This window comes from Bradyrhizobium guangxiense (assembly GCF_004114915.1).
GTDB classification, from domain to species: Bacteria; Pseudomonadota; Alphaproteobacteria; order Rhizobiales; family Xanthobacteraceae; genus Bradyrhizobium; species Bradyrhizobium guangxiense.
Window position 1 is genome coordinate 6,599,880 of record NZ_CP022219.1, and the last position, 24,032, is coordinate 6,623,911.

Annotated in this window: 22 protein-coding genes; 14 read left to right on the top strand and 8 right to left on the bottom strand. The window is 65.0% G+C overall.

What is annotated here, in order from left to right; all coding sequences use genetic code 11:
• Nucleotides 1–59: 59 nt before the first annotated feature.
• Nucleotides 60–1,301, top strand: coding sequence for a S1C family serine protease (locus X268_RS31590; RefSeq protein WP_128928568.1), 1,242 nt, complete (start codon nucleotides 60–62; stop codon nucleotides 1,299–1,301).
• A gap of 7 nt (nucleotides 1,302–1,308) precedes the next feature.
• Here the strand turns inward: X268_RS31590 and X268_RS31595 are convergent, their stop codons facing one another.
• Nucleotides 1,309–1,587 (bottom strand): DUF3551 domain-containing protein, encoded by a 279-nt coding sequence (locus tag X268_RS31595; RefSeq protein ID WP_128928569.1) that lies wholly within the window; start codon nucleotides 1,585–1,587, stop codon nucleotides 1,309–1,311.
• Between the two features lie 150 nt (nucleotides 1,588–1,737).
• On the bottom strand, nucleotides 1,738–2,712 hold the full coding sequence (locus X268_RS31600; protein ID WP_128928570.1) for a Bug family tripartite tricarboxylate transporter substrate binding protein: 975 nt from the start codon (nucleotides 2,710–2,712) through the stop codon (nucleotides 1,738–1,740).
• A gap of 123 nt (nucleotides 2,713–2,835) precedes the next feature.
• Here X268_RS31600 and X268_RS31605 point away from each other — a divergent pair, with 123 nt between their 5' ends.
• On the top strand, nucleotides 2,836–3,246 hold the full coding sequence (locus X268_RS31605) for a VOC family protein (protein WP_128928571.1): 411 nt from the start codon (nucleotides 2,836–2,838) through the stop codon (nucleotides 3,244–3,246).
• A 99-nt stretch (nucleotides 3,247–3,345) separates the two neighbouring features.
• Nucleotides 3,346–4,926, top strand: coding sequence for an AMP-binding protein (locus tag X268_RS31610; protein WP_128928572.1), 1,581 nt, complete (start codon nucleotides 3,346–3,348; stop codon nucleotides 4,924–4,926).
• Nucleotides 4,927–4,986: 60 nt separating this feature from the next.
• Here the strand turns inward: X268_RS31610 and X268_RS31615 are convergent, their stop codons facing one another.
• The 3 genes from X268_RS31615 to X268_RS31630 all read right to left on the bottom strand — a co-directional run bounded on the left by X268_RS31615 (nucleotide 4,987) and on the right by X268_RS31630 (nucleotide 9,260).
• On the bottom strand, nucleotides 4,987–6,081 hold the full coding sequence (locus tag X268_RS31615; RefSeq protein WP_128928573.1) for an HD-GYP domain-containing protein: 1,095 nt from the start codon (nucleotides 6,079–6,081) through the stop codon (nucleotides 4,987–4,989).
• 396 nt (nucleotides 6,082–6,477) lie between these two features.
• Nucleotides 6,478–8,772, bottom strand: coding sequence for a xanthine dehydrogenase family protein molybdopterin-binding subunit (locus tag X268_RS31625; protein WP_128928575.1), 2,295 nt, complete (start codon nucleotides 8,770–8,772; stop codon nucleotides 6,478–6,480).
• Nucleotides 8,769–9,260 (bottom strand): (2Fe-2S)-binding protein, encoded by a 492-nt coding sequence (locus tag X268_RS31630; protein ID WP_128928576.1) that lies wholly within the window; start codon nucleotides 9,258–9,260, stop codon nucleotides 8,769–8,771. The genes X268_RS31625 and X268_RS31630 overlap by 4 nt, the downstream gene beginning before the upstream one ends.
• Nucleotides 9,261–9,579: 319 nt before the next feature.
• Here X268_RS31630 and X268_RS31635 point away from each other — a divergent pair, with 319 nt between their 5' ends.
• The 4 genes from X268_RS31635 (at nucleotide 9,580) to X268_RS31650 (ending at nucleotide 12,246) form a co-directional block, all read left to right on the top strand.
• A complete protein-coding gene (locus tag X268_RS31635; RefSeq protein WP_128928577.1) occupies nucleotides 9,580–10,344 on the top strand; it encodes an alpha/beta fold hydrolase in 765 nt (254 codons plus the stop codon).
• 18 nt (nucleotides 10,345–10,362) lie between these two features.
• On the top strand, nucleotides 10,363–10,698 hold the full coding sequence (locus X268_RS31640; protein ID WP_128928578.1) for a hypothetical protein: 336 nt from the start codon (nucleotides 10,363–10,365) through the stop codon (nucleotides 10,696–10,698).
• A 165-nt stretch (nucleotides 10,699–10,863) separates the two neighbouring features.
• Complete coding sequence (locus X268_RS31645; protein WP_128928579.1) at nucleotides 10,864–11,535, top strand: dienelactone hydrolase family protein; 672 nt, start codon at nucleotides 10,864–10,866, stop codon at nucleotides 11,533–11,535.
• Between the two features lie 231 nt (nucleotides 11,536–11,766).
• Nucleotides 11,767–12,246 carry a hypothetical protein gene (locus X268_RS31650; protein WP_128928580.1) on the top strand — a complete coding sequence of 160 codons (480 nt, stop codon included), beginning with the start codon at nucleotides 11,767–11,769 and terminating at the stop codon, nucleotides 12,244–12,246.
• A gap of 1 nt (nucleotide 12,247) precedes the next feature.
• Here the strand turns inward: X268_RS31650 and X268_RS31655 are convergent, their stop codons facing one another.
• The 3 genes from X268_RS31655 to X268_RS31665 all read right to left on the bottom strand — a co-directional run bounded on the left by X268_RS31655 (nucleotide 12,248) and on the right by X268_RS31665 (nucleotide 14,265).
• Complete coding sequence (locus X268_RS31655) at nucleotides 12,248–12,994, bottom strand: polysaccharide biosynthesis/export family protein (RefSeq protein ID WP_128928581.1); 747 nt, start codon at nucleotides 12,992–12,994, stop codon at nucleotides 12,248–12,250.
• A 126-nt stretch (nucleotides 12,995–13,120) separates the two neighbouring features.
• Nucleotides 13,121–13,777, bottom strand: a complete 657-nt coding sequence (gene msrA, locus X268_RS31660) for a peptide-methionine (S)-S-oxide reductase MsrA (RefSeq protein ID WP_128928582.1) — start codon at nucleotides 13,775–13,777, stop codon at nucleotides 13,121–13,123.
• A 170-nt stretch (nucleotides 13,778–13,947) separates the two neighbouring features.
• On the bottom strand, nucleotides 13,948–14,265 hold the full coding sequence (locus tag X268_RS31665; RefSeq protein ID WP_128928583.1) for a hypothetical protein: 318 nt from the start codon (nucleotides 14,263–14,265) through the stop codon (nucleotides 13,948–13,950).
• A gap of 380 nt (nucleotides 14,266–14,645) precedes the next feature.
• On the opposite strand from X268_RS31665, the gene rpsT reads away from it, so the two are divergent.
• The 7 genes from rpsT to X268_RS31705 all read left to right on the top strand — a co-directional run bounded on the left by rpsT (nucleotide 14,646) and on the right by X268_RS31705 (nucleotide 23,787).
• The gene (gene rpsT / locus X268_RS31670; protein WP_035704405.1) at nucleotides 14,646–14,912 is read left to right on the top strand and encodes a 30S ribosomal protein S20; all 267 of its coding nucleotides are present in this window, start codon (nucleotides 14,646–14,648) and stop codon (nucleotides 14,910–14,912) included.
• 1,296 nt (nucleotides 14,913–16,208) lie between these two features.
• Entirely contained in the window at nucleotides 16,209–17,618 is a 1,410-nt protein-coding gene (gene dnaA, locus X268_RS31680; RefSeq protein WP_128928584.1) for a chromosomal replication initiator protein DnaA, read from the top strand.
• A 374-nt stretch (nucleotides 17,619–17,992) separates the two neighbouring features.
• Nucleotides 17,993–19,111: a DNA polymerase III subunit beta gene (gene dnaN / locus X268_RS31685; protein ID WP_128928585.1), complete on the top strand. Its 1,119-nt coding sequence runs from the start codon at nucleotides 17,993–17,995 to the stop codon at nucleotides 19,109–19,111.
• Between the two features lie 56 nt (nucleotides 19,112–19,167).
• Entirely contained in the window at nucleotides 19,168–19,455 is a 288-nt protein-coding gene (locus X268_RS31690; RefSeq protein ID WP_128928586.1) for a GIY-YIG nuclease family protein, read from the top strand.
• A gap of 47 nt (nucleotides 19,456–19,502) precedes the next feature.
• Nucleotides 19,503–20,651 carry a DNA replication/repair protein RecF gene (gene recF / locus X268_RS31695; protein ID WP_128928587.1) on the top strand — a complete coding sequence of 383 codons (1,149 nt, stop codon included), beginning with the start codon at nucleotides 19,503–19,505 and terminating at the stop codon, nucleotides 20,649–20,651.
• A gap of 109 nt (nucleotides 20,652–20,760) precedes the next feature.
• The gene (locus X268_RS31700; protein WP_128928588.1) at nucleotides 20,761–21,504 is read left to right on the top strand and encodes a hypothetical protein; all 744 of its coding nucleotides are present in this window, start codon (nucleotides 20,761–20,763) and stop codon (nucleotides 21,502–21,504) included.
• Between the two features lie 138 nt (nucleotides 21,505–21,642).
• The gene (locus X268_RS31705) at nucleotides 21,643–23,787 is read left to right on the top strand and encodes a hypothetical protein (protein ID WP_128928589.1); all 2,145 of its coding nucleotides are present in this window, start codon (nucleotides 21,643–21,645) and stop codon (nucleotides 23,785–23,787) included.
• Nucleotides 23,788–24,032: the final 245 nt, after the last annotated feature.

The window sequence follows — 24,032 nt, forward strand, 5'->3', positions numbered from 1 at the left end:
CGGTTGCACAAACCGTGCCTGCCCAGATAAGATGCGCTCGAAAGCGTCCGGGGGCTGGTATGTGGCTTAGATCATTCATCATCGCGTCCTTGTTGCAGGTAGTTGTCGCGGGAGTTGCGAATGCGGCGGGACCGTTCGGCAGCGTCAATGTCGGCAACTGGATCGGCGGCGCCTTCAGCAATGACCAGACGGGCGCCTTCTCCCATTGTGCGGCGACAACTCCTTACGCAAACGGCGTCATCCTCGTCGTGAGCCAGAATGCCGCCGGCACCTGGTCGCTCGCTTTTGCAAGTCCCGGCTACCGCTTCAACAAGGGTGAGAACGCCGCGATCGACGTCACCTTTGACGGGCAGGAGCAAGCCAGGCTGTACGCGACGGCGTACCAGTCCAACATGCTCACGGCCATCATGCCGCTCAATGTCGTGCGGACGTTTCAGAAGGCGAGTCTTATGGTGGCGACGGCCGGCCGCGCCGTTTTGAATTTCGATCTGACATCGACCGGGCCGGTCATCGCGGCCCTGGCCAATTGCGTGAGCAAGGTGAAAGCCGACGGGCTCGACAAGGCCGGCGATTTCACCAAGGGTACGGCCAAGCCGGCAGCCACGGCAGAGAAGCAGGCCGCGCCGCCGGCCGGCAAGTCCGCCAAGTCCAAGAGTGGCACCGGCTTCGTGGTCAGCGCCAATGGGCACGTCGTCACGAACCACCACGTGATCGACGGTTGCAGTGACCTCAAGGGCAATCTCACGGGCGAGGCCGCAACGGCGTTGCGCGTCGTATCGAGCGATGCAACCAACGATCTCGCCCTCTTGCAGGCGCCGTCGACGGCGACGTTCAAGGAGTTTGCCCGGATCCGCGACCGCTCGATCCGCTCGGGCGATTCCGTCGTCGCGATCGGCTTTCCCTACCGCGGGCTACTGAGCTCGGACTTCACCGTGACCACCGGTATCGTGAGCTCGCTCAGTGGCATGCGCAACGATTCGCGTTTCCTGCAGATCAGTGCGCCTGTGCAGCCAGGCAACAGCGGAGGCCCGCTGTTCGATACCGCCGGTCAGATCGTCGGCGTGGTCACGGGAAAGCTCGACAATCTGCGGATCGCGGTCGCAACCGGCAACATCCCGGAGAACATCAATTTCGCCATCAAGACCGGGGCGCTGCGCGACTTTCTCGACAATTCCGTGGTGCCGTACCAGACCGCCGAGCCCAAGGGCGAGCTGAAGACCACCGACATCGCCGCCAACGCCCGCGCCTACACGATGCTGATCTCATGTACCGGCACGGAACAGGCCGACGCGAAGCGGTGAATCGCTCTCAGTACGGTGCGACGGGCCGCGTGCGCCGCGGCGGCCGTGGTTGCTGCGGCTGCCCCTGGCCGTACGCGAAGCGCGGGTTGCGATCGCAGTACAGCAGCCGGCCGGATACGCTGGCCTGGCATTGTTCATAGCTGCTGTAGGCGCATTCGCCGGGATAATCAAACTCGCCGCCCTGGGCGCACCAGGGATAGTCGCGGGCGGCTGCGGGCGTGATGGTGGCGAAGCCGGCCAGGATCGCCGCACCGAGCGTTAGCAGCACCAATTGCGTCTTGCGCATGATCCAACTCCTCTCTAGCAGGCACGAGCTACGGTGCCATCTATCATCAGGTTTCGCGGCGCTGTTTTATTCCAGATCAATTGGAACGAAACCCGCAAGAAAAAAGCCCTGCCAGGCGGCAGGGCTCCCTTCCCGGCTATCACAAGCTCGCTACTCGACCTTGAGGCCGGCGAACTCGACGACCTTCTTCCACTTCTCGGTCTCGGCCTTGATCTCCTCGCCGAACGCTTCCGGGGTCTGCACCCGCGGTTCGCCGCCGAGCTCGACCAGGCGCTTGGTCATGTCGGGCTCCTTCATCAGCGTGTTGATCTCGCTGTTGAGCTTGGTAATGATCTCCTTTGGCGTGTTCTTCGGCGCGCCCATGCCGAACAGCGCGCTGGCCTCGTAGTCCTTCACGGTCTCAGAGATCGCCTGCACGTCGGGCAGCTGCGGCGAGCGCTGCGCGGTGGTGACGCCGATTGCGCGCAGCGAGCCGGAGCGAATGTGCTGGATGATCGAGGGCATGTTGTCGAAGATCACCTGCACCTGGCCGCCGAGCATGTCGGTGATCGCAGGCGCCGCGCCGCGATAGGGCACGTGCTGCATCTTGCAGCCGGTCATGGCCATGAACATCTCGCCGGACAGATGCACCGAGGTGCCGTTGCCGGACGAGGCCATGTTGACCTTGCCGGGATTGGCCTTCACGTACTCGATGAACTCGGCGACGTTCTTCGCCGGCACGTCCTTGTTGACGGTCATCACGTTCGGCACGCGCTGGAACGAGGCGACCGGCGCGATGTCCCGCACGAAGTTGAACTTCAGATTGGCGTAGAGCGAGGCGTTGATGTAGTTGGCCGGATTGACCAGCTGCAGTGTGTAGCCGTCGGGCTCGGCGTTGACGACCGATTCGGTGCCGATGTTGTTGCCGGCGCCCGGCTTGTTCTCGATCACGAATTGTTGGCCGAACTTCTCCGAGAGCCGCTGGCCGATCAGTCGCGCCAGGATGTCGGTGGCGCCGCCCGGCGGATAGCCGACCACCCATTTCACGGGCCGAGCCGGATAATCGGCGGCAAGGGCCTTCGACAGCGGGGTGGCTGCAAGCGGACTGGCGGCGAGCAGGCCCAGCGCGGTACGGCGAGTGATCATCTCAAGGGTTCTCCCAGTGTTGTTCTTGAAGCCAGATGGCTTGAGCCCGGCGTCGGTGGGGTTGTAACAAAGCTTGCCGCAGGCGGAAAGTGCACGGGGCGCATCACGACGAAAGGATAAGACATGCCGGTCAAGGTCGAAGCTCTCGATCATCTCGTGATCAACGTCTCCGATGTCGCGACCACCGCGGACTGGTACCGCAGGATTCTCGGCATGGAAGTCAAGGTGTTCGATCCCGGCGGCGGCAAAGCGCCGCGGACTTCACTTCATTTTGGTAACCAGAAGATCAACGTCCGGCCGCGCGATGCCGACAAGGTGGAATGGTTCACCGCGGACCACCAGACCGCCGGCAGCGAGGACCTCTGCTTCCTGACCTCGGCAGCGCCCGACGAGGTGGTGGCGCATTTGCAGGCACACAACGTTGCGATCGAGGAAGGCCCGGGCCCCAGGCAGGGCGCGCGCGGAACGCTGCGCTCGGTCTATTGCCGCGATCCGGATGGCAGCTTGATCGAGATCTCGTCCTACGGGGATTGAGGCGCTCCCCCGATTTGCTCCCTGCGTCGTCCGATGGCAGAAAGACGCAATCATCAAGAGGCAGCCGCCACCAAGATGCAGGCTGCACGGGGAGGAGCCATGTCACTTCAACAGAGCACAGCCGGAATCGTCGGCCCATTCGACGGGCTCGACGTGCCCTGGCTGCTCGAGATGCGCGCCAGGGTCCGTCGTGATCATCCGTTCCTGATCTGGGCGCCGTTCGACGCGCCGGCGCGGCGCTGGAGCTATGGTGAATTTCACGAGCGGGTCGGTGCGCTCGCCGCAGGCCTCGCCAAGCGCGGCGTGCGTCCAGGCGAATATGTGCTCATCCATCTCGACAATTGCATCGAGGCGCTGCTGGCCTGGTTTGCCTGTGTCGAGCTCGGCGCCATTGCGGTCACCACCAACACGCGCTCGGCGCCGGCGGAGATCGCATATTTCGCCGACCATTGCGGCGCGGTCGCCGCGATCACGCAGCCGGCCTATGTGGAAGTCGTCGCGCAGAACTGCCGCAACATTCGCTGGCTGGCGGTGACCTCGCACGATGCGGGCGCCGCGCCGGCACAGCCGGTCTCCCGCGGCGACAGCTTCGAATCCCTGTTCGCCGACAGCGCCGAGCGTCCGACGCGCGCGACCGATCCGCTCGCGCCGTGCAGCGTGCAATACACCTCGGGTACGACGTCGCGGCCGAAGGCGGTGCTGTGGACCCACGCCAACGCGCTGTGGGGTGCCAAGATCAACGCCGCGCATGAGGACTTGCATGCGAGTGACGTGCACCAGGCCTATCTGCCGCTGTTCCACACCAATGCGCTAGCCTATTCCATGCTCGCGACGCTGTGGGTCGGGGCCCCCTGCGTGATCCAGCCGCGCTTTTCCGCCAGCCGGTTCTGGGGCGTCGCGCGCGAGCACGGCGCGACGTGGACCTCGACGATTCCGTTCTGCATGAAGGCGCTGCTCGAGCAGGAGATCCCGAAAGACCACAAATTCCGTCTCTGGGGCTCGGCGATCAACGAGCCGCCGGCCTTCGCCGGCTTCGGCGTCAAGGTCATCGGATGGTGGGGCATGACCGAGACCATCACCCACGGCATCGTCGGCGAGGTCGACCAGCCCAATATCCCGATGTCGATCGGCCGCGCCGCTCCCGAATATCAGATCCGCATCACCGACGATGACGGCCGGCCGACCGAGGTCGGCGGCACCGGCAATCTCGCGATCAAGGGCATCCCCGGCCTGTCGCTGTTCGCCGAATATCTGCACAACGAGAAGGCGACGCGCGAGAGTTTTGACGCGCACGGCTTCTTCCTCACCGGCGATCGCGTCGAGCGGCTTCAAGACGGCTACATCAAGTTCGGCGACCGCGCCAAGGACATGTTGAAGGTCGGCGGCGAGAACGTCGCGGCCTCCGAGATCGAGCAGGTGATCGCGCTGGTGCCGGGCGTGCGCGAGGCCGCCGTGGTGGCGAAATCGCATCCGATGCTGGACGAGGTGCCTGTTGTCTTCATCATTCCGCAGGGCGGCGTGGCCGGCGCTGCGCCCGATCTGCACGAGCGCGTGATGACGGCCTGCCGCAAGGGTCTCGCCGACTTCAAGGTGCCGCGCGAGATCCGCCTGGTCGAGGACATGCCGCGCTCAACGCTGGAGAAGGTAGCGAAGGCGGAGCTGCGGAAGATGGTGGGATGATGGAGTGATGTCATTCCGGGGCGACGCGGAGCGTTGAACCCGGAATGACGGATTGGATCGTCAGAACGACCCCAGCGCCACCGGGCGGAATGCCTGCAGCAGCTGCTGGTCGAGCTTGCCTCCCATGCCTTCCATCATCGTGAACGCACGCGAATGCGTGAAGGGCATGCGATAGGCGCGCTTCTCGACGAGCGCAGCGTAGATGTCGACGATCGTCGTCAGCCGCACGATGTCGCTGATCTGGTTCGACGACAGGCCGTTCGGATAGCCGGTGCCGTCGAGGAACTCGTGGTGATGCAGCACCACGTCGAGCATCTCCGGCGGGAAGCCGCCTTGCGCGGCCAGCGCGTCATAGCCGCGGCGCGGATGCTGGCGGACCTCGGCCATCTCCTCGTCGGTCAGCTTGCCGGGCTTGTCGAGCAGCGCGGTGGGAACGAAGGCCTTGCCGACGTCGTGCAGCAGCGCGGCGCGGGTCAGGCGGCGCTGGTCGTCCTCGCGCATGCCGAGATGCTGGGCGAAGGCGACCGCGAAGCCGGTCACGAACAGGCAGTGACGATAGCTGCCGACATGGTGGCAGCCCACCGTGGTGAGCCATTCGCGCAGCGAGGAATGCTTGATCGCCTTCAGGATCTTGCTTTCCGCGGCGATGACATCGTCGAAGGTCAGGGGCACGCCGAGCGGCAGCTTCTCGAACATCTTCGCCAACACCGCATGCGCCGCTTCGACTCCGCGGTTGAGCGTCTTGCCGCGATCGGTCGCGTCATAGACGGCGGTGTCCGGAAAGGCGGCGCGGATGCGCTGAAGGATGGCCTCGGGCTGGAGCGGCCGCGAAATGGTGTCGGTCGCGCCAAGCGCCCACGCCTGCATGGTGCCGTGATGAAGTGCGTCGGCGAGCACGAACAACCGCGGCATCGAACGATAGGCATCGCCCCGCAGCTTGTTGCGCACCCGCTGCACGCTCTCGGGCGAGCGCAGGTTGATGTCGACCACGAGGCCGGAGAGATCGCGCGAGGGCTGCTCGGGGATGTCCTGCGTCGTCACCGTCGAGACGTCGCCGACTGCCTTCAGGATGCTGGCGAGCTCGGAGCTCTCGTCGGTTCGGTCGGAGGCGAGCAGAAGCCGGCGTTTGGCGGCGGTTTTGGCTGGCGCGTTCATGACTTCCCCAAAGCATGGGACGGGATTTGATGACAGCCTAAGCCGGATCAGGTTCTCCGGCCCTTAAGAGGCGTGCTCAATGGAACCTTGGGGAATTGCACGCAATTTTACGGATTTCGGGATCCCCGAGGCCGCGCATCAAATCCGTGAAAACAACCCCATGCACAGTAGAACGGGCCTTGATGGATAAGGGGAATTTCGAACGCATCGTCGTCGCCTGGCTCGACCTGGCGACCCAGTACGCCGAGGCGGCGCAGCTGGAGCCGAAAAGCCGCGCTGTACTGGATTCCCCGCTTTCGCGGGGAATGACAGCGAGTATGGGGAAACGGTCTCGAAAAAAATCCGCCGGAGGTGGCCCTCCGGCGGATCAACTCGTTTGGCGATCGCAGCCCGGCCCTACGCCTTCATGCTGGCCTTCACCGCCTCCGCCGTGATCGGCAGGGCCCGCACGCGGGCGCCTGAAGCGTTGAAGATGGCGTTGCCGATGGCGGGCGCGACCACCGTCACCGCGGGCTCGCCCACGCCGGTGGCGTTCTCGCCATTGGCGATCACGGCAACCGCGACCTCGGGCGTCTGGCTCATGCGCAAGGGCCGGTAGCTGTCGAAATTGGTCTGCTCGATGCCACCGTCCTTCAGCGTCGCCTTCTCGTACATTGCCAGCGAAAGGCCCCACAGCGCCGCGCCCTCGACCTGGGCGCGGATATTGTCGGGATGCACCTGCGTGCCGACGTCGGTCGCGACCGTGAGCTTCTTCACGGTGACCTCTCCCGACGGGGCGACTGCGACATGGGCGACGCAGGCCGTCCAGCTCGCGGTGGCACGTTCCTGCGAGGAGACGCAGGCGACGCCCATGCCCTCGCCCTTCGGCAGCTTGCGGGTGCCGTAGCCGGCAAGCCCCATCGCCGCCAGCAACGTGTTGCGCAGCCGCTGCGCACCGCCGTCGTTCTTGCCGGCGCCGTCGAGCAGCGAGATGCGGAACTGGGCCGGATCCTTGCCCGTGGCGGCCGCAATCTCGTCAATCATGCTTTCGACCGCCCAGAAGGTCCAGCCCGGCGCCACCGAGCGGAGCTGGCCGGACGGCGTGGCATTGTGCGCGAGCTCGTTCTTGATCGCGCGCACATAGTGGTTGGGCACGGTGTAGAAGAAGTCCGCGCCATTAACCGTGAAGCTGTCGAGCGGTCCCTTCTTGTCGACCGAGGGCGTCAGGAAATCGGGGATCCCCCAGCGCGCGGTCGGCCAGGCCGAAACCACGTCGTGGCTGAGCGCGACGAGCTTGCCGTCGCCGTCCACGCCGGCCTTCACTTTCTGGTAGGTGAGCGGCCGCGAGAAATCCATCGTCATGTCGTTCTCGCGCGAGTAGATCACCTTGACCGGCTTGCCGACCGCCTTCGCCGCCTGCACGGCCGGGACCATCATGTCGGCATCGAGCCTGCGGCCAAAGCCGCCGCCGAGCCAATGCTGATGCATCACGACGAATTTCGGATCGATTCCGGCTGCGCCCGCGGCGATCGCGCCGGAGCGCGTCGCGAACTGGTTGCCGGAATAGATGTGCAGGATGTCGCCCTTGAACTCCGCGGTGGCGTTCATCGGCTCCAGCGGCGCATGGATGTTGATGCTGGTGGTGTATTCGGCCTCGACCACCTTGGCCGCCGTGCCGAAGGCAGCAGCGGGATCGCCGTCCTTGACGAAGAACTGGCCGGAATCCTCCAAGCCCTGAAGGCGCTTGGCCTCATCCAGCAGCGACTGGCTCGACAGCTTGGCGTTCGGACCGCCGTCATAGGTGATCTTCAGCGCATCCGCCGCCTTGCGCGCGTTCGCATAGGTGTTGGCGACCGCGACGACCCAGCCGGACGTGGTGCCGGTCTTGTCGTCGAGGATCACGGCCTTGATGAAGCCGGGCACCTTCTTGGCGTCGCCGTCGTCGACCGATTTCACCGTCGCGCCGAAGCGCACCGGCGGGGTCACCACCTTGCCGTAGGCCATGCCTGGCAGCATCACGTCGATGCCGTATTTGGCCGTGCCGTTGGTCTTGGAGGGGATGTCGAGCTGCGGCACCGAGACGCCGATCATGGTGTATTGATCCGGCGTCTTCAGCTTGATCGCCTTCAATTCGTCCGGCGTGAAGGTCTTCGTCGCCTTGCCGCTCTTGACGATCTCGGCAAAGCTCATCTGCTTCTTCGACTTCGGATGCGAGATCACGGAGTCGCGAACGACGAGCTGATCCTTGAAGTAGGGCGGCAGGCCCATGGCCGCGGCTGCGGCCTCCGTCAAGGCGATACGGCCGGCAGCACCCGCCCGGCTCATCGCCTCAAAGTTCATCATGGTCGACCAGCTGCCGCCGGTGATCTGCGCGCCCAAGACCGGATCGTTGAACTTGGGATCGTTGGAGGCGAGCTGCACCCGCATGTCGCTCCATTTCGCGCCGAGCTCCTCGCAGGCGATCTGCGCCATGGTGGAGGCGATGTGCTGGCCCATGTCGGCCTTGCCGCAGGTCACGGTGACGAGGCCATCCGGCGAGATCGCGTACCACACGCTCGGCTCGAAATTGGCGGGCGCCGCGGCCGACGCAGCATCGATGCCGGGCACGCCGGCATAGCCGAGCACGAGGCCGGTCGCGGCAGTGCCGACCAGGAAGGAGCGGCGGCTGAGATCGGTCGTCGCGGGGGCGAGGTTCTTGACGTGCTCGTTCATGTGGGCCTCCGCTCGCTGGAGGCTGCCGACGCGGTGCGCATCTCCGATGCGGCGCGCATGATCGCCTTCTGGATCCGCGAATAGGTCATGCAACGGCAGAGATTGCCGTCCATATGCGCTACGACCTCTTCCCTGGTCGGATTGGGATTCTTCGCCAGTAGCGAGGCCGCCTGCATGATCTGCCCGGATTGGCAGTAGCCGCATTGCGGCACCTGCTCGGCGATCCATGCCTTCTGCAAGGGATGATCGCCCTTGGCGGAAAGGCCTTCGATGGTGGTGATCTTCTTGCCGGCGACGTCGCCGACCATGGTCTGGCACGAGCGCACCGCTTCGCCGTTGACGTGCACGGTGCAGGCCCCGCACAACCCGGCACCGCAACCGAACTTGGTACCGGTCATCTGCAATTGCTCGCGGATCGCCCAGAGGAGCGGCGTGTCGTTCGCCGCATCCACGGACAGACTCCGCCCGTTGATGGTGAGAGTTGGCATAGGCGTCTTCCCCTGCCGGTGCATGAAGCCGCTTACGGCGGCAACTTGAATGGCGGACGCCCACCGGGCTGGCGCCAGCCTTGGCCGCAAGCATGATCGCGTTCAGCGGCCGAGGCAAATGCAATTTGGAACGAGTCGAAAAAACTGTCTCCGCATCCGCTCGTTGTGCGCCGCGCCAAGGGCCAACGCAGCTACTGGACACAACAGCGGCGTGAGTCAGGCATGCGTGGCACGGCGACGCCGGCGGTTTCCTCCGAGTAACCCAGCAGGCTAGGATGCGTGAGGAGAACAAGAGCAACAAACAACAAGGGTAAGCGAAATGCCGAAAATCAACCGGGACGGCGTCGGGATCTACTACGAGGTTCACGGCAACGGGCCGCCATTGCTACTCACCCACGGTTATTCCTCGACGTCGGCGATGTGGCATGGGCAGGTTGATGCACTGGCAAAGGATCACATGCTGATCCTGTGGGACATGCGCGGTCACGGCCAGTCCGACTATCCCGATGATCCCAAGGCCTACAGCGAAGCGCTGACTGTCGGCGACATGGCGGCGATCCTCGATGCGGTCGGCACGGAGCGCGCCATCATCGGCGGATTGTCGCTCGGCGGGGACATGTCGCTCGCGTTCTATCGGGCCTATCCGGAGCGGGCCCGCGCGCTGCTGATCATCGACACCGGCCCAGGCTTCAAGAAGGACAACGCGCGCGAGGCCTGGAATGCGCGTGCGCTCGCCACCGCCGAGAGGCTCGATCGCGAAGGCCTCGACGTGCTGAAATCGGCAACGCGCGAGCGCGCCACCGCCAGCCATCGCGATGCCAGGGGATTGGCGCTCGCCGCACGCGGCATGCTGACCCAGCGCGACGCCCGCGTAATCGAGCTGCTTCCCGACATCAAGGTGCCCTCGCTGATCGTGGTCGGCGCCGACGACACCCCGTTCCTCGCCGCGTCCGACTACATGGCCGCAAAAATCCCCGGCGCACAAAAGGTCGTGATCCCCGCCGCCGGACACGCCGTGAACATCGACCAGCCCAAGGCTTTTCTTGACGCGGTCGCGCCTTTCCTGAAGAACTTGCCGGGATAGCGAACAGGGACATAGGCAATGAAGCGAGCAATGTTGGCTGCGGGCGCGGTGTTGCTGTCGATGTCCGCGCAGGCCGAGCCGTTCGGCACCGTGCCGCCGCGCCAGCCCTTCGTCGCCACCTTGTCGAACAACATTCCGCTCGCTTTCGGCATGGATGCCGAACAGACTGCCCGCGCCCTCGGACAGCCGCTGCAATATGTGCGCGGGCGTCCCGGCAACGAGATCTATCTCGCGCTTCGCGACATCGGCGGCAGCGGCTTGATCCCGTACCGCCACCGCCTGTTCCTGCAATTCCGCCACGGCCGGCTGGCAGGGTGGAAGGAGGATTACGGCGAGAACTGGATGTGGGAGTAAGGTGTATCTCCTCATGGTGAGGAGCGCCCCAGGCGCGTCTCGAACCATGAAGGCCCGGCTGCTGCATCTCGGCCTTTCATCCTTCGAGACGCGCGCGAAGGGCGCGCTCCTCAGGATGAGGAGAGAGCTGAAATTTCGGATCGACAACCAAGAAGGACAACCCGCGTGGGACAAGACATCAAACTGACGGCGTCCGACAATTTCCAGCTCGGCGCCTATCGCGCCGATCCCGCAGGCACCCCGAAGGGCGCGGTTGTGGTGATCCAGGAGATCTTTGGCGTCAATCACCACATCCGCTCGGTCTGCGACCGTCTCGCCGGCGAAGGCTATGTCGCGATCGCGCCTTCGATCTTCGACCGGACCGCACCGAACTTCCAGTCGGGCTATACGCCCGACGAGATCGCCGAGGCGCGCAAGTTCGTCGCCAATCCAGACTGGGCGGCGATGCTGCGCGACACCCAGGCCGCAATCGATGCGGTGAAGAGCATCGGCCCGGTCGGCATCATCGGCTTTTGCTTAGGCGGCAGCATCGCCTTCGTCGCGGCGACGCGGCTGACCGGCCTGAAGGCCGCGATCGGCTATTACGGCGGCGCGGTCGTGCGCTTTGCCGATGAGACGCCGAAGGTGCCGACCCAGCTGCATTTTGGCGAGAAGGATGCCGGCATTCCCTTGACCGACGTCGAAACCGTCAAGTCGAAGCGGCCGGACGTGGAGGTGTTCATCTATCCCGGCGCCCAGCACGGCTTCCATTGCGACGAGCGTGCCAGCTACGACAAAGCCAGCGCCGACATCGCCTGGCCGCGCAGCATGGCATTCTTCGCGAAGCATTTGGCGTAGAGCGCAATCTCACCGTCGTCATTCCGGGATGCACCGCAAACCGGTGCAGACCCGGAATCCATCTGGCCGCAGAGTTGGCCGCGCGATGGATTCCGGGCTCATCGCTGCGCGATGCCCCGGAATGACAGCGGAGAGGGGCGCGCTGTGTCTCAAAGCAGGAATCGGGTGGCTGCATCCCGCCGCTCGGCGATAGAGCTGGCCGATCACGCCAACTCACGCCGGAACATCGCCATGCAGCAGGCTATCACGCACCTCGTCATCCGCAATCCGTTCGCAACCATGGACGTCCCCTCGCCAGATGATTCCGAGGTGACGGATTATGCCGCAACAGCTGCGCTGCCCGGCGATGCGGCAGACGACAATGCGCCGGCATGGGCAGCAATCGCGGCGCCATCCGATCCGCTCGAAGGCACCTGGGGGAGCCGCTGGAAAGGCGGTGCCGACCCGACTATCGCGGGCGATAGGCCGGAGAAGTGGAAGCAAGGGCGCGCCGAAGTGCGGGTTGCGGGCCGTCGCGTTTATCTTCGCTTCGATTGGGACAATGGCCGCCGGCACGGGCTGATCGATGCTTCGCGCGATGGTGCGCGCCTGGTCGGAAAATACGTCAACCTGACCACGCCTACGATCACGCGGCCATGGATCGGGCGCGTGGTCGATGCGAACAGGATCGACGGATGTTTTCCGAACGGACGCCTGGATTTCAGGCGGTGAGCTAGAACCAGCGCTCGCCGACGAACACGGTGTCGCCGGGGTTGAGCGGGGTGCCGAGCGGCACCACGGCGCGCATGGAGCCGCCATTCTCGGTGTGCGTGACGGTGACCACGTCGCGCTTGGCGCGCGGCGAGAAGCCGCCGGCGATCGCGACCGCGCTCTCGACCGTCATGTTCGGCACATAAGGATATTGGCCGGGCGCGGTGACTTCGCCGAGAATGAAGAACGGGCGATAGGCCTCGATCTCCACCGCCACCGAGGGCTCGCGGATGTAGCCGTTGCGCAGCCGCGCGGCGATCTCGCCGGCAAGGCCTGCGGTGGTGCGGCCGCGCGCCGGCACCGCGCCGATCAGCGGCATGGTGATGGAGCCGCCGGCGTCGATGGCATAACTGTTGGTGAGGCCTTCCTGGCCGTAGACCACGACGCGCAGCTTATCGCCGGCGTCGAGATGATAGGAGGCGTCATAGCGCACGGGGGCCGGCATCGGCGCGGCGTAGCCCACCGGCATGGGTGCGGGCGAAGCGGCAAACGAATTGCGCAGCGCGCCGATGGCGCCGCCACCGTCGGCAACGACGACCGGCTGCGGAGCGCTGTAGGGCTGGCCATAGGCCATGGAGTCGAGATCGGGACGGGGCTGCATCACCGCGACGGGACCGGCCGTCTGCATGCAGCCGCCAAGGGTCAGCGCGGCGGACGCTGCCAGGGCCACTGCCGAGATCGTCGATCGAAACGCGCGTGCAACTGGCACCGGACCCATCCCTCGAAACGAGACGGCTCCAGTGATGCACCGGTTATGGTTAATAAAGGGTTGAGCGGCACCCCTCCCCTGGAGGGGGAGGGTAAGAGGCGCGCGCGGTCGCGATGAGTAAGCGACTTACCCGCTCACACCGACACCGATCGGGCAGGACACGCCGGTGCCGCCCAGGCCGCAATAGCCGGCGGGGTTCTTCGCCAGATATTGCTGATGGTAGTCCTCGGCGAAATAGAATTCGCCTGATGGCGCGATCTCGGTGGTGATGGTGCCGAGACCTTTGGCTGCGAGCGCCTTCTGATAGAGCGCCTTCGACTCGTCGGCCGCTTTCTTCTGCGCATCGGAACAGGTGTAGATCGCGCTTCGGTACTGCGTGCCGACATCGTTGCCCTGACGCATGCCCTGCGTCGGGTTGTGGCTCTCCCAGAACGTCCTCAACAGCTTCTCGTAGGAGATCTTGCTCGGATCGAATACGACCAGCACCACTTCGGTGTGGCCGGTGCGGCCCGAACAGGTCTCTTCATAGGTCGGGTTCGGCGTGTGGCCGCCGGCATAGCCGACAGCGGTGGTGTAGATGCCGTCGCCGAGCTGCCAGAATTTGCGCTCGGCGCCCCAGAAGCAGCCGAGCCCGAACACCGCCTGCTCGAAGCCGGCGGGATAAGGCGCATGCAGCTTGCGGCCGTTGACGAAATGGGTGGCCGCGGTCGGAATGGCCTGCGCGCGGCCGGGCAGCGCCTCAGCTGCGCTCGGCAACGCGGTGGTCTTGCGCATGAACAGCATGATGAGATCTCCGGGGGCGAGCCGTCCGTCGCCTGAGCCAGATGCTCACGCGGCGTGCTCGCAATTCGGGTGGGAATATAGGGCTCTACGCTGGCGGGGGCAGCACTGTTACGCCGCGCGCCGCTCCATCCCGGCGCGAATTGAAGATCAATCGCGGCGGGAATTGAAGGTCAATCCCGGGAATAGCCGATCAGCGGTTTCCGCGGCCGGAACAGGATCATCAGCAGGATGCCAAGAATGCCGAGGACGGCAAAGACCGGCTGATCCAGCAACAGGCGGATCACCGAGGTCCAGAGCCAGGGCGCCTTGGCCTCGACCCAGGTGCGGAAGGCCGCCTGGCTGGCCTGATTGATGTCGTTCCAGAACTGGCCGAACCGAGTGAACTTGAGGGTCTGGTCGGCCACCCAACGGGCCCCGTCATAGACCATGAAGATGACCCCGCCGGCGAGCAGCAACAGCCCAATCAGTCGGAAAAACCCGCGGATCATGCCTCACCTTATATGGTCGTCCGATCGGAGGACCCAAACAAAACGCCGCCAGCCAATAGCCGGGCGACGGCAGAAATTCAACCTCTTCAGGGCGTTACGGCGCCCCAGAAGGCGCCTTGGGCCCGCTTTTCCAGCCTGGAAAGCGTTGACGGTGCCGAAGACCCTCTCTATAAGGGCGCCAACTGGCGGTGGGCGCAATCCTGCCGCCGCTGTTCTTTGAGCAGTCGCAGGCCCCTCGAGCTCATAAGCTCTTGGAGGCCTCATGTTCCCGGGACAGCCCAGCAACCGAACACCCTAAATCCGAGCGTCGATTACGCGGTCAAGCAAGCCGGCGCTACCCGACCAAGACGCGACCGGTACCCGCAAAGGATATTGAGACCATGGCCAATACCACTTCCGCCAAGAAAGCGACGCGCAAGATCGCCCGCCGCACCGCCGTCAACAAGTCGCGCCGCACGCAGATGCGCGGTGCCGTGCGGACCGTCGAGGAAGCCATCAAGACCGGCGACCGCGCCGCCGCCGTGAAGGCGCTCGCGACCGCCGAGCCCGCTTTGATGCGCGCCGCCCAGCGCAACATCATTCACAAGAATAACGCCAGCCGCAAAGTCTCGCGACTCACCGCGCAGATCGCCAAGCTCGCCAAGTAACGCGCCAGCAACGGCGGAGCATCGATCGACTGATCGATCGAACATCGCACGCGTCAAACAGCCCGGCATCGCGCCGGGCTTTTTGTTGCCTGTCATAATTCACGCAAGCCGTCACGCCATGATCGATCTTCGATTGGAAGACGCGCACTTCGAAGACGTGAGCCTGGAAGGCGTGACCCCAGAAGATCTGCACCGCCTGCGCTATCGTTCGTCCGTAGTTCTACCTGCCGATGTCTTGCAACAGCGGAAACTTTCACTGCGTTGCAAAAACCCCTGCGCCGCGGGGCTAAGATGAATTCGTGCGCGCAAGAGTTCTGCACACCGTAGATTCACCGGAAGGTGTGCGGCAGTGGAGTTACCCTGTGAAACGAGACTCAAAAAACGATGTCTCGCTAATCACTTATCGACATAGTGAGCGCAAGCATTTGGAAAATTCGCCGACACATCCGGCGCATGACGAATTTGTAAAAATTTTTTTAGCAGTGACTGAGAAATGTCACATGATGCCCGGCATTCTCGATTCTGCGCACGAATCCAAAAACTTGCTTCGGAGCCTGTGAACAACCCGTGCGCGGCGTTAACCGACGTCAAGTTTTTTTGGCGGCTCAAGTGTGAATCAATTCGTTGCGAGTCTTTCCGCTTAGTGTATTCCTTAGGTCGTCAGCGGCGCCCACGATCTTCAGACCAGCGCGGTTTAGGAAACGGGGCGAGCGTGCAAATCGGCGGCGGTGGGCACGTAGGCGACGCTTCAAAAAGTGATGTCGGTTCAAAACCCACAGCAATGTGGGAATGGTAGCTCTTTGTCTGAATGTCTCCAAGCGGGATCTGATGATCCTGCGCGCCAAGGCGCACAAGAGAGATGTCGCGAAGCTACCCCGACGCGCATGAGGGCGAAGTCGAGCGGACGACGAGTATACGGGCGGGCATCTGCGACTTCAGTGCGCGGTTGTCTTTTGGACACGCAGGACCTTGCCGTGAGCAATCACGGCAGGACGGGGAGGTATCATGTCTTACGGACTCAACGCGGTATTGAAACTCGCCTTCTTTTCGAACGATGCCGGTTTAGATCAGTCCGACCTCCAGCCTCCCGCGTGTGACGGAGCGCCAAGTACGCGCTGACCTCGCGAACCCTCCATCTCTGACATCGCTGACCGGACGCGGCGTTCTCGCCGAGCGGCGGAGCCATGTCTGACGATGGACTCGCCCTGAGGTCGCCCCATGACAGAAACCCTGGCGGCAGGAACTCTGCATGGCGCTCACCACGCAACTAAATCTCTCAAGAGAAGTTTTCTGACGATGACAATGGAACAGGATCGCTGGTCACGCGTGAAGGGTCGGCTGCGCTCGAGCGTTGGCGAGGACGTTTACACGAGCTGGTTTGCGCGCATGGATCTGGAAGGCGTGCAGGACGAGAGCGTGCGGCTCTCGGTGCCGACGCGCTTCCTGAAGAGCTGGATCCAGGCCCATTATGCCGAGCGCGTGCTGTCGTGCTGGCAGGCCGAGATGCCGGAAGTGCATCGCATCGACCTCACCGTTCGCTCCGCGGTGCGTCCGGTGGCGCAGCCGAAGGAAGCGCCCGCCCCGGTCGAGGCGCGCCGCGCGCCGACGCCGGAATTGCGCTCGACCGCGACCGCGCCGGTCTCGGCCAATCACGACGCGCTCGGCGGCTCGCCGCTCGATCCGCGCCTGACCTTTGCGAGCTTCGTCGTCGGCCGCTCCAACACGCTGGCGCATGCGGCTGCGCGTCAGGTCGCGGAAGGTCGCCGCGGCGACCCCGTGATGTTCAACCCGCTCTACATCCATGCCGGCGTCGGCCTCGGCAAGACGCATCTGCTCCAGGCGGTGACCTGGGCCGGCAATTCCGGCAACGAGCGCAAGGTGCTGTATCTCACGGCGGAAAAGTTCATGTACGGCTTCGTCGCCGCGCTGAAGACGCAGACGGCGCTGGCGTTCAAGGAAGCGCTGCGCGGCATCGACGTGCTGGTCATCGACGACCTGCAGTTCCTGCAGGGCAAGTCGACCCAAGCCGAGTTCTGTCACACGCTGAACGCGTTGATCGACGCCGGCCGCCAGGTCGTGATCGCGGCCGACCGTCCGCCGTCCGATCTCGAAAGCCTCGATGATCGCGTCCGCTCGCGGCTCGCCGGCGGCCTCGTGGTCGAGATGGGCTCGCTCGGCGAAGAGCTGCGCCACGGCATCCTCAAGTCGCGCGTTGCAGCCGCCCGCACCCATCATGCGACGTTCGACGTGCCCGAGGAGGTGCTGCATTATCTGGCGCGCACCATCACCCATAACGGCCGCGACCTCGAAGGCGCGATCAACCGCCTCCTGGCGCATTCCAAGCTCAACAACCAGCCGGTGACGCTGGAGATGGCCGAGCGCGAGGTGCGCGACCTGGTGCGGCCGCAGGAGCCGAAGCGGATCAAGATCGAGGATATCCAGCGCGTGGTGGCGCGGCAGTATAATGTCAGCCGCTCCGACCTCTTGTCGTCGCGCCGCACCGCCAACGTGGTGCGCCCGCGGCAGGTTGCGATGTATCTCGCCAAGACGCTGACCCTGCGCTCGCTCCCGGAGATCGGCCGCCGCTTCGGCGGGCGCGACCACACCACGGTGCTGCACGCCGTGCGCAAGATCGAGGCGCTGGTCTCCAAGGACACCGCGCTGTCGGAGGAAGTGGAGTCGCTGAAGCGCCAGCTTCAGGAATAAACGCCTATTTCTTTCACCTCTCTCCGCCCCGCGGGGAGAGGTCGAATGCGATCGCAGATCGAATTCGGGTGAGAGGAGCCTCCGCGCATCCAACTCTCACCCCCCCCTTTCGAAGACTCCCCCTCACCCCAACCCTCTCCCCGCAGGCGGGGCGAGGGAGCACACTACGTCTGGACGGCGGCTGGAATTTTTGCCCGTAAATCGTGGGGAACTGGCCCCGATCCCTTGAATCCGGGGGCCATCCGCGCCACCTTGCGCGACCCTGACGGCTTTGGTCATATCGGTCGGATGACCCGGCCGACCGGGGTCATCGGTGCCGCGGCGCTTTTCGGCTGCCCGGCTTTTTACATCTTGGGGATCGGGCGAGTAGTGCAATGAAGGTTACGGTCGAACGCGCGCAACTCCTGAAGTCACTGGGCCATGTCCACCGCGTGGTCGAACGCCGCAACACGATTCCGATCCTCGGCAACGTGCTGGTCCGGGCCGAGAACGCCAAGCTGTCGTTGAAGGCGACCGACCTCGATCTCGAGGTGACGGAAACGTTGCCTGCGGAAACCGCGACAGCGGGTTCCACCACCGTGCCGGCGCACATGTTCTACGACATCGTGCGCAAGCTGCCTGATGGCTCGCAGATCGTGCTGGAGGCCGACGGCGACCGCGCCGTGCTGGCGATCCGCGCCGGCCGCTCGCGCTTCACGCTGCAGACGCTGCCGGAGAACGACTTCCCGGATCTGGCCGCCGGCGACATGTCGCATTCCTTCTCGCTCGCCGCCAAGGACATCAAGCGACTGATCGACCGCACCCAGTTCGCGATCTCGACGGAAGAGACGCGCTATTATCTCAACGGCATCTATCTGCACGCCGCCGGCACCGCCAAGGCCGCGACCCTGCGCGGCGTCGCCACCGACGGCCACCGCCTCGCCCAGCTCGACCTGGTGCAGCCCAAGGGCGCCGAGGGCATGCCCGGCGTGATCGTGCCGCGCAAGACCGTCGGCGAGGTGCAGCGCCTGATCGAGGACACCGACGCCGAGATGACCATCGAGCTGTCGCAGGCCAAGATCCGCTTCACCATCGGCAACGTCGTGCTGACCTCGAAACTGATCGACGGCACCTTCCCCGATTACGGCCGCGTCATTCCGCAAGGCAACGACAAGGAGCTCGTCGTCGACAAGAAGGATTTTGAGAACGCGGTCGACCGTGTCTCCACCATCTCCAGCGAGCGCGGCCGCGCGGTGAAACTGTCGCTGTCGGCCGGCAAGCTGGTGCTGTCGGTGACCAACCCGGATTCCGGCAGCGCGACCGAAGAGCTCGAGGTCGAATACGCCTCCGACGCCCTCGATATCGGCTTCAACTCCCGCTATCTGCTCGACATCGCCGCCCAGATCGAAGGCGACGTCGCAACGCTCAAGCTCGCCGATCCCGGCTCGCCGACCCTGGTGCAGGACCGCGACGACAAGAGCGCGCTGTATGTGCTGATGCCGATGCGGGTGTGAGGCGATTTCTCTCCTCTCGTCATGGCTGGGCTTGACCCGGCCATCCATCGAACAAGATGACCTATTGGGTGTATATCCTCGCTAGTAAGCCCGGTGGAACGCTCTACATCGGTGTCACGAACAATCTGATCCGGCGCGTCTACGAACATCGCGAAGGTCTGGCCGATGGCTTCACCAAACGTTACGGAGTGAAGACTCTGGTCTATTTCGAGGCGCATGACACGATCGCCGCTGCCCTTCAGCGCGAGAAAAATATGAAACACTGGTCACGCGAGTGGAAGATCGATTTGATCGTGAAGGGCAATCCCGCGTGGCAAGACCTATATGATGAAATTGCCCGCTGAAGCGGGCGATGGATTGCCGGGTCAAGCCCGGCAATGACAGAAGTAACATGACCCCCTCCCGCATTCACCGCCTGACGCTGACGCATTTTCGCAATTACCGGGCGGCGGGGCTCGAGACGGCGGCTGACCTGGTGGCGCTGGTCGGGCCGAACGGGGCGGGCAAGACCAATTGCATCGAGGCGATCTCGTTCCTGTCGCCCGGACGGGGCCTGCGGCGCGCCACGCTGGAGGACGTCGCCGACAACCAGGGCGACGGCTCCTGGGCGGTGTCGGCGCAGGTCGAGGGCGCGCTGGGGCTGGCGACGCTCGGCACCGGCATCGAGCCGCCGCGCGCGGACACCGCGGTGAGCCGGCGCTGCCGCATCGACCGCGAGCCGGTGGGCTCGGCCAGCGCCTTCGGCGACCACATCCGCATGGTGTGGCTGACGCCGGCGATGGACGGGCTGTTCATGGGCGCAGCCTCCGAGCGACGGCGCTTCTTCGACCGCCTGGTGCTCGCCATCGACAACGAGCATTCCAGCCGCATCAACGCGCTGGAGCGTTCCTTGCGCTCGCGCAACCGCCTGCTCGAGACCCGCAATTACGACGACCATTGGTGCGACGCGATCGAGCGCGAGACCGCGGAGCTCGCGGTCGCGGTCGCGGCAACGCGCGGCCAGACCGCGGCAAGGCTGACCGGCATGCTCAACGCGCGCGCACAGGCCTCCGCCTTTCCCTCGGCGCGAATCGCGCTCGACGGCTGGATGGAGAACGCACTGCTGGAGGAGACCGCGACCTCGGTCGAGGACCGCTACCGCCAGATCCTGCGCGACAACCGTCCGCGCGATGCCATCGCCGGCCGCACCACCGACGGCCCGCATCTCACCGACCTCCAGGTCGTTTACGCACCGAAGAACATGCCGGCGCGCGATGCCTCGACCGGCGAGCAGAAGGCGCTGCTGATCGGCCTCGTGCTGGCGCATGCGAGCCTGGTCGCCGAAATGACCGGCATCGTGCCGCTGCTGCTGCTCGACGAGGTCGTCGCGCATCTCGACCCGAACCGGCGCGCCGCGCTGTTCGACGAGCTGAAGACGCTCGGCGCGCAGGTGTGGCTGACGGGCGCCGACCCTGCCGCCTTCGCCGACATCGGCGCGGGAGGCGAAGTGTTTGACGTCGAGAGCGGACGAGTCTCCGCTCGAAGCCAGCAGCGCGATTGAACCCGGCCGTTTCCGTTAGCGACTAGCTGCTTGAGGCCGCAAGACGCGGCCATCGCGCGAATATCTCGGACACGCGCGATATCCTTCGCAGTATTCTTGGAGCATCGGCATGACGACGGTGAGGCATGGGGCGCGAGCTCCGGCACGATGGCAATTGTTTGCGTGCGGCCTCGCTCTCCTCGCAAGCTGCCTGCTCGCGGCCAGTGCCGGCGCGTTCGTGTCCAATCTGCCGCAATTGTTCTCGTCCGCGCTGACGCTGGACCCCGCCGCCAAGCTGCCGGCGCCGACCCGCTACCTCTATCGCGGCACCCACACCACCGTGATGCCCGGAATCGCGGCACCGCTCCGCACCAGGCTCGAAACCACCGTGCCTGCACAGCTCGGCGACGTCCTCGCCTTCTATCGCACGGAGCTCGGAAAGCTCGGCTGGCAGGAGCAGCGCGACGGCGCAGTGATCGCAGCCGATCACGTCCAGCTCGCCTTCACCTCGCCGCTGGGGCCCGCCGCACTGGAGCTCGCCCGCAGGGACAGCAGCACCTCGATTCACCTCGTGCAGAAGAACGCCGATGCGGCGACGCGGGCGAATATCATGCCCGAGCCCGGCCAGGCCAAGCTGGTGTTCAACAATATCAGCGGCGAGGACGCCGTGCTCACGATCGACGCGCGGACCATCAAGCGTGCCGCCGGCACCAACGCGGTATCGCTGGATCTGCCGCCCGGCAGATATTCCTACGAGCTGAGCGCGCCGGACCGCCCGGCCACCACCAATACAATCACCATTGCCGCCGGCGATGCCTGGGAGCTCTCGCTTGGGCGCGACGGCGACGTCCGGCCTCCACTCCAGCTGTATTGAGGCGTCCCGGGGCCTTCGGCGGTCTTTGACCCTCACCGGTTCCTGCCGCGACTTCTCGTCAGAGGCCGCGCCGACGGTGCCGCAGTCCGCAATTGCGCGCGAGCCGGTGCGCTGCGCCACGCCCCTGGAGAATTGACCATGTTGAGGATGACGCGCGGGACGCAAGTCCCGACTCGATGGCGGCTGCTTGCATGCGGCCTCTTCCTGGTGGCGAGCTGCTCCATCGCAGCCGGCGCCGACGAGGGCATCGCCGACGTCCACGCGCTGCCGCAGCTCGAGGGTGCGGTGGAGGACACCACGCGCCCCGATCCCTACCGCGTCGAATATCGCGTGCCGACGCCGCAAGCCGCGACCTCGCAGGCGGTGCGGAAGCTCCTGAGCGCCGACGGCTGGGTGCCCTATGTGCTGCCGCTGGAGGAGAAGAGCACCACGCTGAAATTCAAGAAGGGGCGGCAGGGCCTGTCCGTTCACTTCACGCAAGCGCTCGGCCGCCCCGATCAGTCCGTGGTGTATTACACCACCGACCGGATCTATTCGGACGTGCCGTTCCCCGACGGCGCGAGCGACCTTGTGTTCGACGGCACCAGGCCCTATCTCGGCTGCATCGCGCCCGGCGCGCTCGATGCCATATCGGATTTCTACACCGGCCAGATGGAGGCGATCGGCTGGCGCAAGCTCACCGCGGAAACGGCCGCGCGCTGGACCAGTGCCGGCCTCGATGAGACCGTGCCGAACGGCGTGCGCGCCTTCTACGACCATCCCGAGGGCGACACGACGCAGTTCTATAAGCAGAAGCCGGTGATGCTGACGCTGACGCGCCGCGACGACGGCCGGACCAATGTCGACATCCGGATCGCACCGTTCGTGCTGCCCGCCGATCTCAAGGCCGATAGCGACATCGCCGGCCTGCCGCGGCCGAGCCCGACCAAGTCGGCCAGAGGCCTCGGCAGCGCGAGCTCCAACAAGCGCGAGATGAGTGCTGCCGCAATGGCCGAGCTGCCTGCCGTGCTCGCCTTCTATCACCGCGAGCTCGCAGCGCGCGGCTGGCGGGAAGACGGCAGCGCGCCGCTCGCCCCTGGCGACGAGATCGCGATCAAGGTCTCCAACACTGATGAGACCGGCGTGCTGCGGCTCGGCCGCAAATATGATTTCACCATGGTCAGCCTGACCACGCAGGTGACGGAATCCGCGCTCGCCGCGCGCGCCAAGGCGAAGAAGGACACCGACGAGAAGTTCCTTGCGGATGCGCTGGGTACGGCCAAGCAGGTCATCGCCGCCGACGAAGCAAGGCGCAAGGTGCAGGCGGCCGCGCTGTCCGATGCGCCGCTGAATGCGCTCGCAGGCAGCAACACGCCGGTGCCGCTGCCGGAGACCGCCGAAGGCGTGACGTTCGAAGGCAATGGCGGCCATCTCGAATTCTCCTCCAGCTCGAGCGTCAAGGCCCTCACCGCGTTCTATCGCGCATCGCTCAAGCCCGCAGGCTGGAAGGAGCAGCCCTCCGTGATCAACCAGCCCAACATGGCGGTGATGGAATTCTCCAAGGGCGGCAAGTCGATCTCGATGACGGTCATGCAGATGGGTCCGAAGGTGAACGTTCGCGCCAGCGGATCGGCTCTCGTGGTGGCTGCGGCGATCCCGGAGGTGCAGGCCAAATCCTCCGAGCCGCTCAAGCTTGACACCGAATCTCAGTTGCCCGTGCCGACGCAGCGCTCGTCGACCTCGCTCGCCACCTCGAAATTCCCGGGTAGCGAGACGCCGTTCCGCCGCGAACTCGAAGCCAGCATCCCCGCCCCGCTCGGCGACGTCCTGGCCTTCTACCGCACCGAGCTTGGCAAGCTCGGCTGGCAGGAAAAGACCGGCGGAGCCGCCGTGTCCGCGGAACGCGCGCAGATCGACTTCACCTCGCCACAAGGACCGGCCGTGCTCAGGCTTGGCCGCGCCAGGAGCGAGACCACGGTCAACCTGGTCCAAAAAAATCCGGATGCCGCGGCCAAGGCCGACATCATTCCGAAGGCGGGACAAGCCCGGCTGGTGATGGGCAACATGGGCGACAAGGAAGCCTCGCTCGCGATCAACAGGCAAACCGTGAAGATCGCGGCCGGCGCCGGCGGCCCGCAATCGCCGAAGGGCCCGATGCTCGATCTGCCGCCGGGCAAGTACCAATACGCGCTGCGTGTAGGCGGGCAGCCCGCCCGCACCGAGACCCTCACCGTCGCCGCCGGCGATGCCTGGGGTCTGCTGGTGGGGCCAAGCGGCGACGTGCTGCCGCTGCAGATGTATTGAGGTGCCGGGCTTGTCCCGGCCATCCCCATCTTTGTTGCGGGAAGCCCGGGCATGACAGGCGCCCGCGTGAAGGCGCCTGAAGGGGCTCAGAACACCCACTTCCAAGCCCGCAAAAACCACGCCCTTCCGAGCCCCAAACGGCCCCTCGAATCGCGCTTTTTTCGAGCTCCGGAATCGGCCTTCAAACGCCTTGAAAACTGGCCAAAAATCCCTATCTGCTCAAAGGGTTGCGACAGCATACTTTG

What these genes read in the sequence shown, in the direction of transcription:
- X268_RS31595 (WP_128928569.1), bottom strand. Translation starts at nt 1,587, where the DNA reads ATGCGCAAGACGCAATTGGTGCTGCTAACGCTCGGTGCGGCGATCCTG.
- X268_RS31600 (WP_128928570.1), bottom strand. Translation starts at nt 2,712, where the DNA reads ATGATCACTCGCCGTACCGCGCTGGGCCTGCTCGCCGCCAGTCCGCTT.
- rpsT (WP_035704405.1), top strand. Translation starts at nt 14,646, where the DNA reads ATGGCCAATACCACTTCCGCCAAGAAAGCGACGCGCAAGATCGCCCGC.
- X268_RS31650 (WP_128928580.1), top strand. Translation starts at nt 11,767, where the DNA reads ATGCAGCAGGCTATCACGCACCTCGTCATCCGCAATCCGTTCGCAACC.
- msrA (WP_128928582.1), bottom strand. Translation starts at nt 13,777, where the DNA reads ATGCTGTTCATGCGCAAGACCACCGCGTTGCCGAGCGCAGCTGAGGCG.
- X268_RS31690 (WP_128928586.1), top strand. Translation starts at nt 19,168, where the DNA reads ATGACCTATTGGGTGTATATCCTCGCTAGTAAGCCCGGTGGAACGCTC.
- X268_RS31615 (WP_128928573.1), bottom strand. Translation starts at nt 6,081, where the DNA reads ATGAACGCGCCAGCCAAAACCGCCGCCAAACGCCGGCTTCTGCTCGCC.
- X268_RS31625 (WP_128928575.1), bottom strand. Translation starts at nt 8,772, where the DNA reads ATGAACGAGCACGTCAAGAACCTCGCCCCCGCGACGACCGATCTCAGC.
- X268_RS31610 (WP_128928572.1), top strand. Translation starts at nt 3,346, where the DNA reads ATGTCACTTCAACAGAGCACAGCCGGAATCGTCGGCCCATTCGACGGG.
- dnaA (WP_128928584.1), top strand. Translation starts at nt 16,209, where the DNA reads ATGACAATGGAACAGGATCGCTGGTCACGCGTGAAGGGTCGGCTGCGC.
- X268_RS31665 (WP_128928583.1), bottom strand. Translation starts at nt 14,265, where the DNA reads ATGATCCGCGGGTTTTTCCGACTGATTGGGCTGTTGCTGCTCGCCGGC.
- X268_RS31630 (WP_128928576.1), bottom strand. Translation starts at nt 9,260, where the DNA reads ATGCCAACTCTCACCATCAACGGGCGGAGTCTGTCCGTGGATGCGGCG.
- dnaN (WP_128928585.1), top strand. Translation starts at nt 17,993, where the DNA reads ATGAAGGTTACGGTCGAACGCGCGCAACTCCTGAAGTCACTGGGCCAT.
- X268_RS31590 (WP_128928568.1), top strand. Translation starts at nt 60, where the DNA reads ATGTGGCTTAGATCATTCATCATCGCGTCCTTGTTGCAGGTAGTTGTC.
- X268_RS31605 (WP_128928571.1), top strand. Translation starts at nt 2,836, where the DNA reads ATGCCGGTCAAGGTCGAAGCTCTCGATCATCTCGTGATCAACGTCTCC.
- X268_RS31705 (WP_128928589.1), top strand. Translation starts at nt 21,643, where the DNA reads ATGTTGAGGATGACGCGCGGGACGCAAGTCCCGACTCGATGGCGGCTG.
- X268_RS31635 (WP_128928577.1), top strand. Translation starts at nt 9,580, where the DNA reads ATGCCGAAAATCAACCGGGACGGCGTCGGGATCTACTACGAGGTTCAC.
- X268_RS31640 (WP_128928578.1), top strand. Translation starts at nt 10,363, where the DNA reads ATGAAGCGAGCAATGTTGGCTGCGGGCGCGGTGTTGCTGTCGATGTCC.
- X268_RS31700 (WP_128928588.1), top strand. Translation starts at nt 20,761, where the DNA reads ATGACGACGGTGAGGCATGGGGCGCGAGCTCCGGCACGATGGCAATTG.
- recF (WP_128928587.1), top strand. Translation starts at nt 19,503, where the DNA reads ATGACCCCCTCCCGCATTCACCGCCTGACGCTGACGCATTTTCGCAAT.